This window comes from Paenibacillus sp. USHLN196 (assembly GCF_037144955.1).
GTDB classification, from domain to species: Bacteria; Bacillota; Bacilli; order Paenibacillales; family Paenibacillaceae; genus Paenibacillus; species Paenibacillus xylanexedens_C.
This window is the reverse complement of sequence record NZ_JBBCYH010000010.1, coordinates 141,204-159,157: the sequence shown is the minus strand read 5'-3', so window position 1 is coordinate 159,157 and position 17,954 is coordinate 141,204. Positions and strand designations below refer to the sequence as shown.

At 46.0% G+C, this 17,954-nt stretch carries 14 protein-coding genes; 4 read left to right on the top strand and 10 right to left on the bottom strand.

What is annotated here, in order from left to right:
- Positions 1–7 precede the first annotated feature (7 nt).
- Together WFI24_RS22950 and WFI24_RS22945 are read left to right on the top strand one after the other, a co-directional pair.
- Positions 8–1,240, top strand: coding sequence for a hypothetical protein (locus WFI24_RS22950; RefSeq protein ID WP_336764472.1), 1,233 nt, complete (start codon positions 8–10; stop codon positions 1,238–1,240).
- A 31-nt stretch (positions 1,241–1,271) separates the two neighbouring features.
- The gene (locus tag WFI24_RS22945) at positions 1,272–1,571 is read left to right on the top strand and encodes a metal-sulfur cluster assembly factor (RefSeq protein WP_076210332.1); all 300 of its coding nucleotides are present in this window, start codon (positions 1,272–1,274) and stop codon (positions 1,569–1,571) included.
- 259 nt (positions 1,572–1,830) lie between these two features.
- Here WFI24_RS22945 and WFI24_RS22940 read toward each other — a convergent pair whose 3' ends face one another.
- The 9 genes from WFI24_RS22940 to WFI24_RS22900 all read right to left on the bottom strand — a co-directional run bounded on the left by WFI24_RS22940 (position 1,831) and on the right by WFI24_RS22900 (position 14,688).
- On the bottom strand, positions 1,831–2,175 hold the full coding sequence (locus WFI24_RS22940) for a cupin domain-containing protein (RefSeq protein ID WP_336764471.1): 345 nt from the start codon (positions 2,173–2,175) through the stop codon (positions 1,831–1,833).
- Positions 2,176–2,315: 140 nt separating this feature from the next.
- Positions 2,316–4,274 carry an ABC transporter permease gene (locus WFI24_RS22935; RefSeq protein ID WP_336764470.1) on the bottom strand — a complete coding sequence of 653 codons (1,959 nt, stop codon included), beginning with the start codon at positions 4,272–4,274 and terminating at the stop codon, positions 2,316–2,318.
- Positions 4,249–5,019 carry an ABC transporter ATP-binding protein gene (locus WFI24_RS22930; RefSeq protein ID WP_017687815.1) on the bottom strand — a complete coding sequence of 257 codons (771 nt, stop codon included), beginning with the start codon at positions 5,017–5,019 and terminating at the stop codon, positions 4,249–4,251. Before WFI24_RS22930 ends, WFI24_RS22935 begins: the two co-directional genes overlap by 26 nt.
- A 183-nt stretch (positions 5,020–5,202) precedes the next feature.
- Entirely contained in the window at positions 5,203–6,201 is a 999-nt protein-coding gene (locus tag WFI24_RS22925; RefSeq protein WP_336764469.1) for a sensor histidine kinase, read from the bottom strand.
- Positions 6,198–6,911: a response regulator transcription factor gene (locus WFI24_RS22920; protein WP_237174770.1), complete on the bottom strand. Its 714-nt coding sequence runs from the start codon at positions 6,909–6,911 to the stop codon at positions 6,198–6,200. The genes WFI24_RS22925 and WFI24_RS22920 overlap by 4 nt, the downstream gene beginning before the upstream one ends.
- Positions 6,912–6,994: 83 nt before the next feature.
- The gene (locus tag WFI24_RS22915) at positions 6,995–7,969 is read right to left on the bottom strand and encodes a sugar kinase (protein WP_336764554.1); all 975 of its coding nucleotides are present in this window, start codon (positions 7,967–7,969) and stop codon (positions 6,995–6,997) included.
- A 71-nt stretch (positions 7,970–8,040) separates the two neighbouring features.
- Complete coding sequence (locus tag WFI24_RS22910; protein ID WP_336764468.1) at positions 8,041–9,084, bottom strand: SPFH domain-containing protein; 1,044 nt, start codon at positions 9,082–9,084, stop codon at positions 8,041–8,043.
- A gap of 265 nt (positions 9,085–9,349) precedes the next feature.
- On the bottom strand, positions 9,350–13,714 hold the full coding sequence (locus tag WFI24_RS22905; RefSeq protein WP_336764467.1) for a glycosyl hydrolase 53 family protein: 4,365 nt from the start codon (positions 13,712–13,714) through the stop codon (positions 9,350–9,352).
- Positions 13,715–13,971: 257 nt separating this feature from the next.
- Complete coding sequence (locus tag WFI24_RS22900; protein ID WP_336764466.1) at positions 13,972–14,688, bottom strand: YceI family protein; 717 nt, start codon at positions 14,686–14,688, stop codon at positions 13,972–13,974.
- Positions 14,689–14,882: 194 nt separating this feature from the next.
- On the opposite strand from WFI24_RS22900, the gene WFI24_RS22895 reads away from it, so the two are divergent.
- Both WFI24_RS22895 and WFI24_RS22890 read left to right on the top strand, forming a co-directional pair.
- The gene (locus tag WFI24_RS22895) at positions 14,883–15,569 is read left to right on the top strand and encodes a response regulator transcription factor (protein ID WP_145322328.1); all 687 of its coding nucleotides are present in this window, start codon (positions 14,883–14,885) and stop codon (positions 15,567–15,569) included.
- Positions 15,554–17,020, top strand: a complete 1,467-nt coding sequence (locus tag WFI24_RS22890; RefSeq protein ID WP_336764465.1) for a HAMP domain-containing sensor histidine kinase — start codon at positions 15,554–15,556, stop codon at positions 17,018–17,020. Before WFI24_RS22895 ends, WFI24_RS22890 begins: the two co-directional genes overlap by 16 nt.
- 96 nt (positions 17,021–17,116) lie before the next feature.
- Here WFI24_RS22890 and WFI24_RS22885 read toward each other — a convergent pair whose 3' ends face one another.
- Entirely contained in the window at positions 17,117–17,929 is an 813-nt protein-coding gene (locus WFI24_RS22885; protein WP_336764464.1) for an AAA family ATPase, read from the bottom strand.
- Between the last annotated feature and the right edge of the window lie 25 nt (positions 17,930–17,954).

Here is a 17,954-nt window from a genome sequence, read left to right as displayed (position 1 = left end):
GAGAGCCATGTCCAGGTTGCCGTTTCTGTTTATCATCACGGGCATCTTTGGATATGTAATGTATCACGCCTTCTCCCTGCTCTCGCTGACAGGCTGGCTTGGTGATGAACTAAGAGGACCCGAAGGCTGGTTTCATGCCCATCTGTTTGTGCTCGGGTGGGCAACCATGCTGGCCATGGGTGCGGTATACCAGTTGATACATGTTATTTTGCAATCCAATATCTACAGTCTGGTGCTCGGTTATTGTCATTATTTCTTGTTCAGTATCGGAATCGCGGGCATGTTATTGGGCTTCATTCGTGCAGATGTCATCTGGATTGCCGGTTCTGCGACACTCGCGCTCTCTGGCATCCTGTTGTTCGGTTGGAATATGGCTGTTACCCTCTTCCGTGCCTCACAATGGAATCCGGTAACGATTAGTGCAGCATGTTCGTGTCTTTATCTGGTTCTTACCGGACTATCCGGTATGCTGATGGGTCTGAATTTTGCCTTTGGTGATTGGAATGGTCTGCATGAACGCTTGTTCGGCGCACATATCTGGATGGGAACACTTGGCTGGTTTGGCATGTTAATTACCGGATTCAGTTACAAAATGCTGCCCATGTTCTACCTGTCCCACGATTATTCCATTCGCTTACAGAAAGTGGTCCTGGTTCTATGGAATGCAGCTGTAATTACAGGCGTTGTCGCATTTCTCACAGGTATCATGGGAGGCTTGCTCTGGTTCGCTCTCTTGCTCCTAACTGCAGCCCTACTCTTCTATGTGTATCACTTGGAGCAGATTCAGGAAAAACGTCACAAAAGCAACCCCGGCCCGGGCATTCGCTGGTCTGTCTATGTAAGTCGTGCCTTTGCCGTATATGCTGTCGCCCTACTGATCTATTCCGCGCAAGGAACCGAACTGCTGCTCCATCCACGTGTTGTTCTATTGTCTGGATGGGTATATCTCGGGGGCTGGGTGTCCCTCACCATACTCGGATATGCCTCCAAAATCGTACCTTTTCTGTGGTGGACCCATAAATATGGCAAGCAGGCAGGCAGACCCGGAACACCGCTAATGGCTGGTATGCTGAGTGAACGGAACGTCCATTGGGGGATGATCGCCATGGTGGCTGGAAGCCTTCTGCTAGTCAGTGGAATTCTGATTAATCTGGCAGAGGTTATGATGTTTGGAGGAACAATCTTATCTCTGGTTTCCATCGTTTATATAGCGAATATTGCTTTGGTATTCAGACGTTAATGTTAAAAAGGTAGATTGGAGAGTGAACATGATGGAACAAACAACGCATTTACTGGAATGTCTCAAGGAAGTATATGACCCTGAATTAGGTGTCAATATCGTTGACCTTGGTCTGGTGTATGAAGTAAGGGAAGAAGCTGAACGAGTACATGTACGGATGACGTTAACTACACCAGGTTGTCCGCTGCACGATACCATCGTTGGTGCGGTGAAATGGGTTTTACAGGAAAATACGAATAAGACTGATATTGACGTTCAAGTGGTGTGGGAGCCACAATGGTCTCCACAGCTGATGTCGAATGAAGCCAAGGAAATGCTGGGATACTTCTAGGCAGAATGACTATAGACCGGATGAATGAAAGTTGCTGGCGGAATATGAAGAAGCGTACTTAAATCTGATGTTCTCAGACTCAAGTATGCTTTTGTTTTGCGATGGGAAACACTTGATATACACCCCGGAGATTGCTAGAAGGACGAATGTTGGAGCAGAGTATTCTTGAATTAAAATAAATAAGGAAACTCCAGAATAGAGTTCCCCTTATATTGGTGTCGATCAGTGAATCGTTGTATCGCTTCCTTGATATTCGATGTTAGATGTCCTTTGCATAGGATGCTGCTGGTACTTTATTTAACACCACGAACAAACGAACCTCCTGATCTCCTGTATTACGGAATGCGAACTCCACTTCACCGCCGCAATGAATTACATCCTCTTGTTTTACCTCTTGTTCTTTTCCATCCAGCATAAGTGTGCCTGTGCCTTCGACCACCAGCAAAATAACGTCTGTGCCCGGATGTTTATGAACGGGAAGCTGCTGACCTGGCAGAAAATGAAGTACAAAGGTAACTCCATCACCCTGTTGGAATAAAACACGTTTCGTAAAACGGTCCTCGCTGAATGTTTTAACTTCTTGCAATGACGTGATACTCATCATAATCGTCCTCCTCGATAATATAATCTGTGAATGCATTCATCTTAACGCAAAAAAGCCCGCATTTCCTTGATCTGAATCAAGAAATACGGGCAATGAACAGATCATGGTCGGTTCCTTATGATCGTTTGTTTCTAGGATGGTTACACCATCATTTTGCGTAGAGAAATGATATATCTCGAACGTATAATGATGAAATAAAACGTCTGTGCAAGTACAAAGGCACCAAATACTGTCAACACCGGCATCGTATAATTGGTAATACCGAATTCAGTAAGAAATGGCTTAACCACGACCAACGTTTCAATGATAGCTACCCCGATCGGTAAAAAGAACAGAATGGCAATCTGAACGGTGGATGATCGTTTCATCTCCTGGAAGCTGAGACCCATTTTCGAAAGAGAATGCACCATCTTTCCATCCGCTTCAAGATCGGTGTGCAGCCTGAAGTACAAAAAGCTTGCAGAAGAGATCGAGAAAATTAATCCGATAAATATGCCCAAGAAGGTAAATAGTGCTGTCCCCTGTCTGAATCTCTCAAAATCACCGTACCGCGTACTCAGATATCCAGAGTTGTTATCCGTTGAAGCGTTGCTGCTTCCAATGGAATTCAAGGAGAATAGAAGCTGATCGCTAACCATGGCTTCCGAGGAGTGGCGGTCAGGTACAGCATGGCCCCATGCAGGGATCTGATACAGATATTTTCCTGATATCATATTCTCTTTGATCTGTTGGGCAATCTCTTCATACTTCTCATCCGGTAGAACAACTACACCTGTAGCATAGAGAAGGGTTCCAAACCGTGGATCGATATCTGTATCCGTAACCCGGGCTTCCAGAGGGCTATCGTTCAGATTCAACGTCAACTTGTCTCCCTTCGCATAATTACGAAATCTGTTGCGCTCGATCTGACCCTGATCCTTCTCATTGCGGGTATCCACAAATAAGGCGGATTCGGCATCCAATTGGAACATCTTTCTCCCTTGTGTCCGATTGTATTGGTTGTAGTGACTAAGCGGCATAACCGAGACAGCACTCTGATCTGCAGAGGACCACAGATATTCCAGATATATCTGTTGATAATCCAAGCCTGCAGCTTCAAGTTTCGAATCAATAGCGCTCATATCCAATTGCTCCGCTGGTCTGAAGACGTTGTATTGAATTGGAAAATCGTTGTTTGTAAACTGCTCCCGGTTCTCCTGATCCAGTGACAAAATTACAACTGCACTCATTGAAGCAATCGCAATCACCACAGTCACCATAAAGAGCATGCGGGCATTATCCTTCATTTTGTAACTCATCTCTGAGATCCATAACAGACGTGTACCCTGCCATACGGTTTTACGATTACGTTTCAATAAGCGAATGATCAGCACAGACAGTTGAGAGTAGAAAAAATACGTTCCCGCTATCCCTGTTACAGCTGCAATCATGATTGTTCCGCCATTTAACTCGCTACGGAGTACCACAAAACCTACTGTTAGTAATGCAAAACCCAGAAGTGAGAAGAACCATGAAGCTTTGGGCTCTTTTTTAGGCTTGCTGGTTCCCGTCAAAAGTTCTAACGTTCGTTTGTTCCCGATAAAAACCAATGTGAAGAGTGATATGCAGAAAAATAATAACAGAAAGGCCCCGATCGTAATCAGAATCGCTTTCACCGGAAAATAAAAGGGCAGATCATCCATCCCGATGAAACGAGTAGTTAACATCAGGAACAGCTTGGACAACAACATACCTCCGCCGATCCCGGCAATAATGGACAGGCAGCCAATCAACATATTCTCCAGAATGACCAATCTCCGAATCTGCCTAGGCTCGGCACCAAGTATGGTCAGAATGCCAAACTCTTTATTCCGTGATTTGAGAAAAGCACTGATGGAATACATAACAAAGAAAAATGCAAACACATAAACGATAATCGAAGCGATCTGCATGCCCGTAGCGGTTGTGTCACCCATTGGCAACTCTGCCACATATGGATGATAGATAAATACTGCGTAAGCGAAGAATATCATGACCATAAACACACTGCTAAGAAAAAAAGCAATATACGCTCGCCCATTCCGGCGAATGTTATTAAACGCGAACTGAGGAAAGCTCATGTGAATTCCCTCCCCAGAAGGATAAAGTATCAATGATCCGCTGGAAGAACGTCTGTCGATTATCTCCGCGGTGTACCTCGGCTGCCAGTTTTCCGTCCTTGATGAACACGATGCGGTTGCAATAACTTGCAGCAAGGGGATCATGTGTAACCAGCATAATGGTTGTTTTCTCCTGCTGGTTAATCTGTTCAAGTGACTCCATGACCGCTTGGGATGACGTAGAATCCAGGGCACCGGTGGGTTCATCCGCCAAAACAATCGAAGGCATATTGATCATGGATCTCGCAATGGCTGTCCGTTGTCGCTGTCCGCCTGAAATTTCGTAGACTCGTTTATCCAGAATATGATCAATCCCGAGCTTGGCTGTAATGCGATGAAGTCTGCTCTCCATCTCCTTCAGTTTGACCTTGTCCAGTGTCAATGGAAGCACAATATTCTCAGCAACAGTCAGCGTGTCCAACAGATTGAAGTCCTGAAAGACAAATCCGAGTTCCCGACGTCGGAACATGGCAAGTTCTTTCTTTTTCATATCAAACGGGTTCATGCCATTAATCAGCACCTTGCCTGAGCTGGGTTCATCAATGGTGGAAACCATGTTTAACAATGTGGTTTTGCCACTACCCGACGGGCCCATAATACCCACAAATTCACCTTGCTTGATTGTCAGATGAATATCACTAAGGGCTTGCGTCTGCACTTTGCCCTGATATACTTTGTTCAGTCCCGATACCTGTAACATTTCCATACGTAATTCCCTCCTAATCCATCATTCTTTATACGCTAATTCTATTCTTATCCTAACCGACCTCCCCTAACGGTGCTATCGAATTACCTTAAACTTCTCTTACAGCCCGTTTAAGGTTCTGTTCCCCTGCCTCCATCACTCTTTACATTAAAAAAAGCACCTCGCCCATGGGCAAAGCGCTCTTTACTTCGGATATTTCGATTGAACCCAGCTGAATCTGACCAACGTTCCCTCATTCGGCTCCGAAAACAACTCGACACGGTTATCCAGGCGGGCACTGATCTCACGGACCAGATATAATCCCATTCCCGTAGATTCGTGGTATTGCCTGCCCCGTTCGCCTGTAAAATAGGGATTGAACACCCGATGAATATCTTCGGACGAGATGCCGATTCCCTCATCCTGAATATCCAGGATGGTACGTTCATCCTGTTTATAGCCGGTAATGATCACTTTTTTGCCTGATTTACTATCGGAATAGTTCACAGCATTGGTCAAGATCTGGGTGAACATGAACCGCAGCCACTTGGAGTCACTATATATCTGAAGATCGCTTTCCATCCGGATATCGGGCGTAATGCCTCTACGAATAAATAAACGTCGGTTCTCCGCTATACTGCTCCGGAGCACCTCATGCAAGGATAACAGTTCCACCCTGAAATCCCCTTCGAACTGTTCAAGCCGTGATGAATGCAAGACCATTTCAAGTCCTTTGCGCAGCTTATCCAACTCATCCTGGATACTGCCCGCCGTCTCATCGTCCACATCTTCCAGGGTCAGCTGGATAATGGACAAGGGTGTCTTCATCTGATGAACCCAGCGATTCATGAATACCACCTGTTGTTCCTTACTAGTGCGTAATTGACTTATCTCATTCTGCCGATTACGCTCCAGTTCATGTAACAATTCCTGGACGGCTTCCGCCACGACCGAATTTCCAAGCGCTTGGAAAGGCTCGTTTACCAGTTTACGTGGATGTTGAAGTAGACGATAATACGCTCGCAGCTGGAGGTAACGTATGACCAGATAGACCAACAGCACAACAGTACTGATCAGCATGCCATAGAGGACAATCTTCATCGGGCGGCCCTCACCAGAGAGCCAGTAGACACACGGAACCAGCAGCATCTGTAACACATAAAATCCGACTAACATCAGGTGGTCTTTCAGGAAAAGTCTCATTTGCCTTTCCCCTGTGAGGATGAATCCAGTTCCAATACGCGATAACCTGCTCCGCGAACCGTCTCCAAAATCTCTTCTGCACCCAGCTCCTTCAACTTCCGGCGAACACGTGTAATATAGACATTCAACGTATTATCATCAATAAAATGCTGATCTTCCCACATCTGTTCCAGCAATTTTTCCCGGCTGACAACTCGGCCTGCCTTTGCCATTAGTGCTTCCACCAGTATCGCTTCCTTCTGTGTCAGCTCTGTTGAACGTTCCTCATACTCCAGTACATATCGCTCAGGATAGAGGATCATGGGACCATTCTTCACTGTTACTTCCTGCTGAACAGCAGCGTAAGAACCATAGGCTCGGCGCAACTGACTTCGTACTTTGGCAAGAACGACTTCATATTGAAAAGGTTTCGTAATATAATCATCCGCCCCATGTTCCAACGCCATAATCTGATCCATACCGCTATCACGAGCCGATATGAATAAAATGGGACATATGGAATGTGTGCGTATCTGCCTGCACCAGTAGTATCCATCATATTGAGGCAAATTCACATCCATCAGCACAAGGTCCGGATTCATTTCCACAAATTCATCCAGTACATGACGAAAATCATCTGTGACCTGTACCTGGAATCCATTTCGGGTCAGATAAGCCGCCAGCAATCCTGCTAGCTTGGCATCATCTTCAACCAACAATATCGACTGCATCGTTAACCCTCTTTCCGTTTCCTGACGTCAGTGTATCACATCTAGTTACCCATTCTAGTCGGAAACGGCTTGAAAATAAAGGGTCAGACCACGAGACGTCCCCTCTTCTCTGCCAACCCAATGATAGCTTCCACTCCTGAATTAAACTCAAGAAAGTCCTGCTCGACCCCATCGCTGAAAATAACACCATCCTCTGGCATCTGGGACACAATGTGCAATGGTTGCTTCGAATGGATCTGTCCAAACACCAGGTTGGCAGCTGTCGTTCGGCTCGGAAAAGGTTCACGTACTGAAAAATATAAGTACGGCGCATCCCAGTTAAAATGATTCAGCTCTTGCCTGCTTCCATGAATGGATGCCGATACTGTAGCGACCTCTGCTTCGGAATTCATGTTCTGCCATGCAGCCGATCCTACAATTCCGGTGGCTCCGGCCAGCACACTTTTGAACCAGCCTGTCGATCCCATACCTGTGGATACAATGATGCCACTGGAGGATTGTTGTTCTGCGGATGTACCCAAACGCACTTCATAACGTGCCGATACATGCGTCTTCCGTCCAATGAACAGATCATTCACACCATATAGATACTGTCCATCATTGAGTTCCACTTTGGCGAGAGTGACTTCTTTCAATGTTCGTTGCTTTCGAATGACATCAGGAACAATGAAGCTCAGATCCTCCACGGTAAAAGGTAATAACACCCCGTCCCAACGCATCGGGTCCGGATTCACACCGATGAGCGGCTGCTCGGTTACGTATTTGAGGGTATTGGCTACAAGTCCATCCTGTCCAACCACAACCACGATATCCTGCTCTCCAAAAATGAAGTTGGGCACATGTTCCCGATCAATCGTCTGAACCCGGCCCAATTGTCCCAGCTGCTGCTGTGCCTGCTGCACGGATTGTCGATAACGACGGTCTTCCTCCATGTAATCACTGAAATCTGCGCCCAGACGTTCAATATAGAACTGCGCTTGCTGCACCGTGTTATATCGAACCACCAGTTCCTCCAGTCGTGTCCGGCGCTTCACCAGAATCAGCTTGTGTTCGGTCATCCGATCGCCCGTTTCAGCCTGCTGACGTACTGATTTCCCTGCCTGTTCAGCTTGTTCTCTTCTTCCTAATCTCATCTCGCTCGACCTCCCTGATCTCTGCCCTGCGCAGGAGACATCAATCCCTGCAACAGATCCGGCGAGATATTAAGCTGTCCAATCTTGCCCGCATTTTCAGCCAGTTCCTGGAACGCGAGTGCGATCAGCTTATCAGAATTCATGCCCATGTTCGCCATTGCTTGCAGTACATTCGGCTGTACATTTTGCAATGAATTCATTACGGCAGCAATCTCATAGGCTTTGGCATCCGCTTCGGCATTGTGATTAGCAATGGTTAACTCAATCAGTTGCTGCTTGCGTTCCTCCATCGCTGTATTGAACTGAAGCTGCTCCTGCTCCATCTCGTTTTGTTTCTGTTTCACCGAGCGCTCAGCCTGCAATTGGGTCTCACGAATCTGCTGTTTCTTCGTCTCTACGGCAATTTCGGTGTTCAGTTCGTTCTCTTTCACTCGTCTTTCCTGTTCAATGGAGGCATTGCGACGCACATAGAGCGCTTCATCTGCCTGACGCAAAATCTCTTCCCGCGCTTGTGCTTCCAATGCACGCATCGTCTCTTTATTAGGCAGAATGGCCAGTATCGATAGACTCATCAGCTCAACGCCCAGTTTCTCCAATGCTTCACTTTGCACGACTTCTCGTTTCATGCTGCTCGCCAGACGTTCACTGGATTGAATAGCTTCTTTCAGCGGCATTTGTTCCAGATGTTTCTTGGTCAGTACTTTGGCTGTGGTGATAACCCGTTGATCCAGCTTGCCGGGGTCGTCGGAAATATACCGATTCTTGCGCAGATTGTACGTGTAATTCAGGCTCTGGGTTATTTTCAGGTAATCCACAATGCGATAGCTTAGCTGTCCTTGCACAGTAACCGTCTGATAATCCGCCGTAATCTCTTCGAACATGAATGGTACATCCACCGAGGACACGGGTAATACCACTACCGATGTGGTTGGCTCATAATAATAGAAGGACAATCCTACACCTTGACGTTGTACCTCACCATTTTTCACCTTCATTACATACTCACTGGGTTGAAATTTCGCGAATCGGAATCCAAACATGGCTCATTCCCCATTTCTTGATATTGTCGTTTTGATATTATCGAAATGATAACAAATGAAAATGATATTGTCAATACGACATTAACAAAATGTTCATATGCCTATTTAGAGAAAGGGAATCCGTCATAATCTCTTTTTTTCGCAAAAAAATAAAGAGATCGAATCACATGATCCGATCTCTTTTGCTTTGTTATTTTCTATTCATGCGTGTTAATGATGCCATCAGGCACCTTTCGTAATCAAAAGCGGACTTTTTGAACTACCTCTAATACAGTTGTTCCATCAGTCTGGCGACTGCCACAGCCCCCTGTGCACGGTTTGCTGTTTCTTTCGGAGCAAACGTGCCATCAGGCATGCCATTTAGCAGTCCAAGTTGTTGCATCGAGGCTACAGCTTCTTTGGCGTATGCTGCGATCTCGGCGTTGTCTACAAACACCATATTTCCTTGTACAGAATTGGTCGCATCCTCACCCTGCAAAACCTTCAGTGCTCTGTTCAGCATAACGGCCATATCTTCTCGCGAAATACGGTCATTGGCTCCAAAGCTTCCATCTGCCCGGCCTTGAATAATGTTCAATTCAATTCCAAGTTGTACTGAATCGGCATACCACTGCCCTTCCTTCACATCCGTTAGGACCGAAATAGATGGATCGGCTTGGCGTGCATCACCAATAGCTTTAATAATCATTTGCAAAAATTGTGCTCTGGTCAGTTCACCTTGCGGGGCAAAACGAGTTGCGCTCATCCCCGAAATAATCCCTTTACCATAGAGGTTCTGTACCTCTTGGATTGCCCAATTGTGATTTTTCAGATCATTTAATGGCACTTCAACTTCTGCAATGACATAACTGCCGGATTTCAGAGGTTTGAACACCATCATTTTCATCTTGTCATCGTACTTGGAATACGTTACAGGTTTCATGTCTCCGCTTGGAGACATGGAATGTACAACCATAACAACATCATTCTTTTTAGGTTGCTCCACATTGGATAGCACAACTTCAACCGCTCTGTTCGTCCATTGCAATGGCTTATTGTTCAGCATCAAATTCACATCAACAATAGTATGATTACCGATCGCTGCTTTTTGCGATGTAGTCAGTGTATCTGTCGATCCTTTTGCCACTACGATGTCAAACGTTCCAGCAGTCTCCGCAATGGTTAACGGGAGTGCTTTCAGAGGAACACGAACGGTAGTCGGTCCTACGACTACATCCAGGGATTGCACATCCTCGGAACGAACCCATGCTGCCAGTTGACTTGCAGCCAATTGGAATGTGACTGTTTTGGCTGTGTCAGGCACATCTGCAATCAGCTTCAACGTACGATTTCCTGCGTCCATGGATTGTAGTGCCTGAGTTAATTGGGATGCATCTGGACGAATGGAATACTGCTCATCCCCGGCTGTCGTTCCTTTTAACGTGATTGATCCCTTCTCTGGTGCAGTACCCGTTCCAACTGGTGGGGTTACAACCGGATTCCCCGGCGTTGGAGCTGTTCCCGGGTTGGAAGGCTGTGATGGTACGCTTGGTTGTGATGGCTGGCTAGGGCCAGGTGTTACATCTTGACGTACAAGCTTACTCACAGCATCTTGTAACGCACGATCCGCCTTGCTTATGTCTAGCGTTGAAGATTCAACATCCTGAATGAATGCCTTCGCTTCAGACAACGCCTTACTGAATACATTCCAGCTTGAAGTGGTGTATTCGGTCTGCTTTAATTTCTCAGCGGCATCTACCGTAGCTTGCAGTGCAGATTTGTCCGCCGGGAACGTACCATAGGCTTCAAAATCCATAAATCCTACCCATTCTGGACCTTCTGTAATCGTTACAAGAATATAACGCGCTTCTGTATTATTCAAAAACACATGTCTTGGCGCTGTTGAAACGACAACGTCGTTAGTAGTATCGACTACTTTCACAAAATTTTTGTTATCATTGGACACTTCAATCTTGTATTTGATTCCACCACTCCACATCGACATTTCGATCTTACGGAGGTTAGCAACCTGTCCCAAATCCACTTGCCACCAGCTACCCTTACTCTGGTCTGTTCCCCATGAACTGTTTGGATTGCTGTCAATTGCTCCTTCTGGGGAGTTAGGTTGATTGTCCCCCGTACCTGCACTTGTTGAAGCCGTCGCCGTCTTATCTGTAGTTAATGCTTGCAACTGAACGAGACTCTGATTGGCTTGTTGCAGTGCTTCGTGTGCATGATTCACCTCAGCTTGTACTGCATTTTGATTATCTCTCACTGTGATTGCATTCTCTAATGCATCTATTAATGTTTGCCAGCTACGATGAGTATACGAAGATTCATTTTGCTGTTGCGTCTCACCGATAAGCAGAGCCAATTTTGTTTTATCTACATCCGATAATCCGCTGATCGCATCCTGCAACCGTTTCTCAGCAGCATTCACTTCAGTCTGGGTTGCTCTATGATCTGTCATAACCTTATCTGCATTAGCAAGAGCCTTGGCAAAAATATCCCAAGTTAATGCTGACCAATCCGACTCCTTGTATGTCTGAGCATCTGTCAGCTTGGATTGGAGAGCTTCTCGCTTCGCAGGGATCACATTCATTTGCAACATAACTTGCTCGAGCGCAGCTATTGCAGAATTGGTGTCCGATTGCGTCACTCCAGTTGAAGTATAAGCTTGGTTGTAGACATCCTCTGCTGCCTGAATCGCAGGAGCAAGTGAATTCCAACTCGCTTCTTCAAAATCTGTAGCTACCAACCTTTTTGCACGTGTAATTGCAGCCGCCAGATGCTGACGATCCGCAGGTAAATTTTCTAGCCCTCGCTTGTAGACATCCAGTGATGGCAAGGCGCGTCCTTCGTAGGAGTATCCACCATTCCCCGGAAATTCATCATAGTCGAACATGGCATGATTCTCCCATGCATCTCCCTCGGAAGCAATCCAGCCTACATTCGCTGCAATCCATGCGGGCTCCCAATAGAAGAAGCCGGCTCCGCGGTTTTCCGGCACGTCAGCAATCATATCCATTATGCCAGCGATAGCATCGTATTGACCTTCTACCGTTGCAGGGAATGTTGCTCCCCCAACATGAAGCGCTTCATCCGATCCAATGATATTACCGTGTGCATCCCCGTTTTTATACGAAAATGGATACGATGTCTCGGCAATGATCACGTCTTTTTCGAACTTTTCAGATACTTCATTCATCGTCTTCTGCACATCGGCAAATGTCCCATGCCAGAACGGATAATAGGATAACCCGATGATATCGTAATCAAGCCCACGACTCTCTAGCTCACTAAAGTAGTCCTTAAACATTTGTGCTTTACCACCCTCAGCCAGATGGATCATAATCTGAACATGCTGGTCTTCTTCTTCGAGGGCACGCACAGCATCAACGCCTCGTTGTAACAATTCATAATTTTCCTGATGGTTTACCCTGCTGTTGAATCCATTCAGCACACCGCTGTTGATTTCATTACCGATCTGAACCATATCAGGCATAGCGTTCGCAGCTTTCATCTCTCTTACAACTTCATGCGTATAATCATATACAGCTTGTTTCAACTGTTCAAAAGTATAACCTTCCCAAGCTTTAGGACGAAGTTGCTGTCCCGGATGAGCCCACTCGTCAGAATAATGGAAATCAAGCAGCACTTTCATGCCTTTTGCTTTCACCCGTGCCGCTAGCTCAACTACATCCTCTTTATCGTTATATCCACCGGATTTCTGTGGATCATTCCACAGACGAATGCGCACGTAATTGACGCCGCGGTCCTTGAGTATATCGAGCAAGTCCCTCTCTGTGCCATTACTGTCTAAGTATTTGCCGCCGTTATCCTCAATCGCTGTTAAAGTAGAGATATCTACTCCTCTAACATAATCCGTTCGATATCCCCCTACCGTTACATTAGCCTCTGCTGGTAAGGAAGCACCATATACTGCACCCGTCACGGTAAAGCTGCCCGCATGTGCGTACTTTGAAGGGTCGATACTGTCCCATTCTACTGGAACCGAACCCGATTTTTCGTTCAGATACTGCGCTCTCACTTCTGCCGGCAGAACAGGGGCTACCCCAGCCAATGTTTTGACCTGAACTGAATCGTATCCGGTAATATTTGCCGGATCATTGACTACCTCTTCTCCCCAGACCTTAAGCTCGGATATCCCGGGCCACCAATTTGCTCCCGCATAGTACGGAATCGTGATCTTCACATACTGGACAGGCGTACTGGTCTGGAATTCTTCACTGGCAACACTCTGTTTTATTTCGTTAGCCGTTTGGTCCAATGAAGTTGACCAGTTACTTCCGTCAACAGATACTTCAATCAGATATTTTACAACTTGGTCTTTGTCCTTCCAAGTCAACTCCGCTCCGGAAAGCTCATATGGCGCACCTAGGTCTATGGTCAACCAATGAGGATTGCTTTCAGAAGAAGGTGAGCTCGCACTCCAGTGAGTATTCACATCACCATCCACCGCCTTTTCTTTTTGCCCCCCATACAATAGATCTTCTTCACTTACCGTAACCGACTTTTTAAGTGCCACGTTCACTTTCGCATCTTCTGCAGCCGCTGGACGAACCATCAAGCCCAGATCACAGAACAGCATCAGCAATACCAGACACCCGCTTATGTACCTCTTGTTCACTCTTGATCTCCCCCTTTTTGTGTTTGATTGTGCATGGATCAATGAATGTTATGAATCCTCCTCATTGTAAGCGCTTAATAGTGTTGGGTAACACGGCATTATCCAAAGGAAACAGCAGTTATTTTAACAATATGATCCTGTAAAAGTTATATTCGAGCTATAGCAATCACGCTATTTTGCCAGAAAAACAAAAAAATCTGTCCGTCCACCCTAAGGCAGAACAGAACAGATTTTGTAAATATATAATCGTTGTACACTTATTTGGTGAGTTTCAATTCAAGTTGTACCTGGATATCATTTTCTGTCGAGAGCACAACGGAGTGCGGGTTTTCCATTCCAAAATCTTCGAACGTTACCATGGATGTTGCCGACAACAACACATCGTTATTCTCATAAGCGGCTTTTGCATCAAAAGTCACTTCTTTTTCAACACCTCTAACCGTAATGGTACCGTTCATTTTAATATCAACCGTTTGTCCGACAGACCATTCTGCAGGTACACCTTCAAATGATGTCGCTGTAAATGTTGCCTGTGGATATGTGGCAATATCGAAGAAGTCGGCTTGCTTCACGTGACCATCACGCTGTCCATTTCCGGAATCAATCCCGTCCATCTCGATCTGTCCTTCAGCTTTCATCTGAGAACCATCGTCTACATTAATTGTCCAATTGCCTGTTACCTGCTCGTCCACAAAGTTAACGGTCTCCTGCGATGTGGTTACGGAGAAGTATACTTTGGAACCTTCGCTGATGCTCCAGTCTCCATTCAATTGTTCTGCTCCCGCAGTTTCATTCGCTACAACCGCTCCTGTGCTATCTACTGCTGTGGTGGAAGTCGCCGTGCTGGCAGGAAGGACCTGCTCAATCTCAACGTTGTTCCCCAAGTAACTATTGGTGAGATAGTAACCACCGCCACCGATTACGACAACCGCCGCCACACCTGTAATAAGCCATGCTTTTGCTTTCTTGTTCATCTGTATGTTTCCTCCAGTATATTATGGTTTAGATTGCTTGTTGATATGGATCATATCAACCGAATGTGTCAGGAAGAAGTCAAGATACGACAAGTTCCTGATTTTTTTCTAAACGCTAATACAGGATTGGCTTTATGCTCTTGCTCATGTAAAATCAGTACACAAGCTTATGAAATGAAAGGAGACCGCTTTTCTTGAAATCCATACTCATCGTTGAGGATGAGCAAGCTATTGCACGAGTACTGGCTGCTTATCTGAGAAAAGCAGAATTTGAAGTTCATCATGCTGCAGATGGACCAACTGCACTTACCCTTTTCGATTCCGTAACGCCTTCCCTTGTATTACTTGATGTGATGCTGCCAGGAATGGACGGATGGGATCTGCTGCGAATTATTCGTGAAAAAAGTGCTTGTCCCGTGATTATGCTAACCGCACTCGATGACATTTCAGACCGTCTCAACGGACTGAATGCCGGTGCTGACGATTATATGAGCAAACCTTTTGTACCGGAAGAAGTAGTCGCCAGAGTTAATGCTGTACTCCGCCGTAATCCACATTGGTCCTCAGGCGGTGAAGAGAAGCGTTCCTTTGGCAATCTCGTCATTGATCTTGCGGCCAAACAGGTGCTGTTGAACGGTGCAGAGGTTGCACTCACACCTCGTGACCTGTCGTTACTGCTATTCCTGTCCGATTATCCGAATCGGACATTTACCAGGGATCATCTTATTGAGCAGGTATGGGGGATGGATTATGACGGGAGTGATCGTGCTGTGGATTTATCAATTAAACGACTGCGTCAGGCCCTCTCCCACTGGTTGCCCGAAACAGGAGAAATTCGGACGTTACGAGGAATGGGGTATCAATTTTGGATCGCCAACTGAAACAAAAGAAACCCAAACGATCCATATCCATTCTGTCACACTGGACACTGCGATATTTTCTAATTTTGTGTATTGGTTTCACGATTATTGTGGCAGGCGCACTTTACTGGATTCGAACAACCTCTATTGAAAAAAGCCTCAAAACCGCAGAACTGCTTGGTCTGGAGATCGCTGATCAAGTCACTAGTGAAAACAATATGCTTCAGGTTCCACCCGATCTTGACAGACTGGTAACCAAACGAGAAAAACTATTCAATACAGATCATTATTTCTGTGTCATGATCTTGGACAACAACAATCAATTGATTTTTTCCCAGCCTAAAATGGAGCAAAAAGATGTGCATTATCGACTGTCAGATGACTATCGTGAACCGCGAAACAACAAATATGCGGGCGTAACGGTCAACATATCCGAAGGCGATCAAACTTTGGGCAAAGTGTGGGTCATGCAGTCCAAGCAATCCATTACATTTGGTCCAGAGACCCTATGGCTTGTTGCTCTAATTCTGGGAGGATTAATCCTCTGTGGATGGTTTACAATCTATCTCCTGTCCAGTAAGTTATCCAGACCGATTCGTCAGGTCGCCTATGCGGCTGAGCAGATTCGAGGTGGTAATTATGATGTGAGTCTTGATTTGAATACACGAGAACGTGAGATCAACGAACTTGTAAATTCATTCCGCGATATGGCCACACGTCTACAACAACTCGAAGAGTGGCGTACACTATCGCTGGCAGGGGTAAGTCATGAACTCAAGACACCGGTAACTTCCATCAAGGGGCTCGTTATGGCGGTCCGTGACGATGTCGTGAGTCCACAGGAAGGTAAAGAATTTTTGGATATCGCATTGAAAGAATCCGAACGTATGGAACGGATGGTCGCAGATCTGCTTGACTATAATGCAATGGCTGCAGGAAGTGTTGCCGTTCGCAAGGAACGGACGGATCTGAAGCTGTTGGTCGGTGAGATCATCTATCAGTGGAAGATTGCTTATGAGGACAAAATGCCAGAGGTTCAGCTGCACTCCCCTCCCGTTACGTTTTTCACCATGGGGGATGCTCTCCGCATTCAGCAGATCATTGTTAATTTGCTCAATAACGCACTTCATGCCACAGCTCCTGAACAAAAGGCTGTCTTCGATATTTATTTACGCGCAGAAGAACAGATGCTGTACGTTGATGTTAAGGACAACGGTACAGGCATCGCGGCCGAAGACCAACCTAAGATCTTCGAACGCTTCTATCGTGGAGAACTCAAAAAACGCCGTAACCGTGGCCTGGGTCTGGGATTAACATATAGTCGATTACTTGCCCAGGAACAGGGCGGTGAACTGACACTTGTCTCCAGCAGCCCGGAAGGGAGCACGTTCAGATTAAGCCTGCCACGCTGGACAGCAACACAAGAAGCCATGACTACAGAAAAGGTATACGGTGCAGCCCTTGAAGTGTAACGCACCACGCTAACATGCCAAATAGCCCACGACTCCACTCAGGAGACTGGGCTATTTCATGTTTGTTCCTTGTTGCTTTATCCAGAACGGAAGCGCTCAACACTCTAATACACGTGGCCTGTACTCATCGTACGCATCTGAGATCAATTGCTTATGAAGCACACTGCTGGCAATGATCGCTTTCCGCTTTGCTTTTAGAACAATTTGCTCTATATCCGCATAACTGCACCCTGCCAAGCGTTCACATATGTACTCTTCCATCTGGCTCTCCTGCTCAAATGCCCCCACCAACTTGCTGATATACAATCTGCGACTCGAATCATCAGGCATACCGTAGGTCATCTTGGTATCGAAACGTCGCCATATGGCGTGATCCAGTTGCGTTTCCAGATTCGTAGCAGCCACCAGAATACTGTCCCCATCGAATTCGTCCAGACATTGCAACAACGTATTGACGACACGTGCCATCTCTTTCACCTCATCATTGCTCTCACGTGTACGGCCTATGGCATCAAATTCATCCAAGAATAGTACACAGGGATTAATACGTGCATATTCGAATAACTTGCGTACATTACTTCCGGTCTCCCCAAGATGACTATGAATGATTGCATCTAACCTCACGAGTACCAATGGTAGATCAAGGCGCTCAGCCAGATGTGATGCGGTTAATGTTTTACCCGTCCCCGGAGGACCGAACATGACCATCTTGTTGGGGATTGACACATCATGTTCTCTGAACTTCTCTTTCATACCCAGAATAGTTATGAATTCATTAATGATACGCTCATTTTCAGCGGAAAATACAATATGCTGGGCTTTGCGCCTACACTCTTTCGGTGTGTAAAAAGCGGCCATATCAATCCCTTTCGCTCGGGGAATCCGATTCATATGATTTATTTTACTCATGTATTCACATGCTCCTTCATTTATA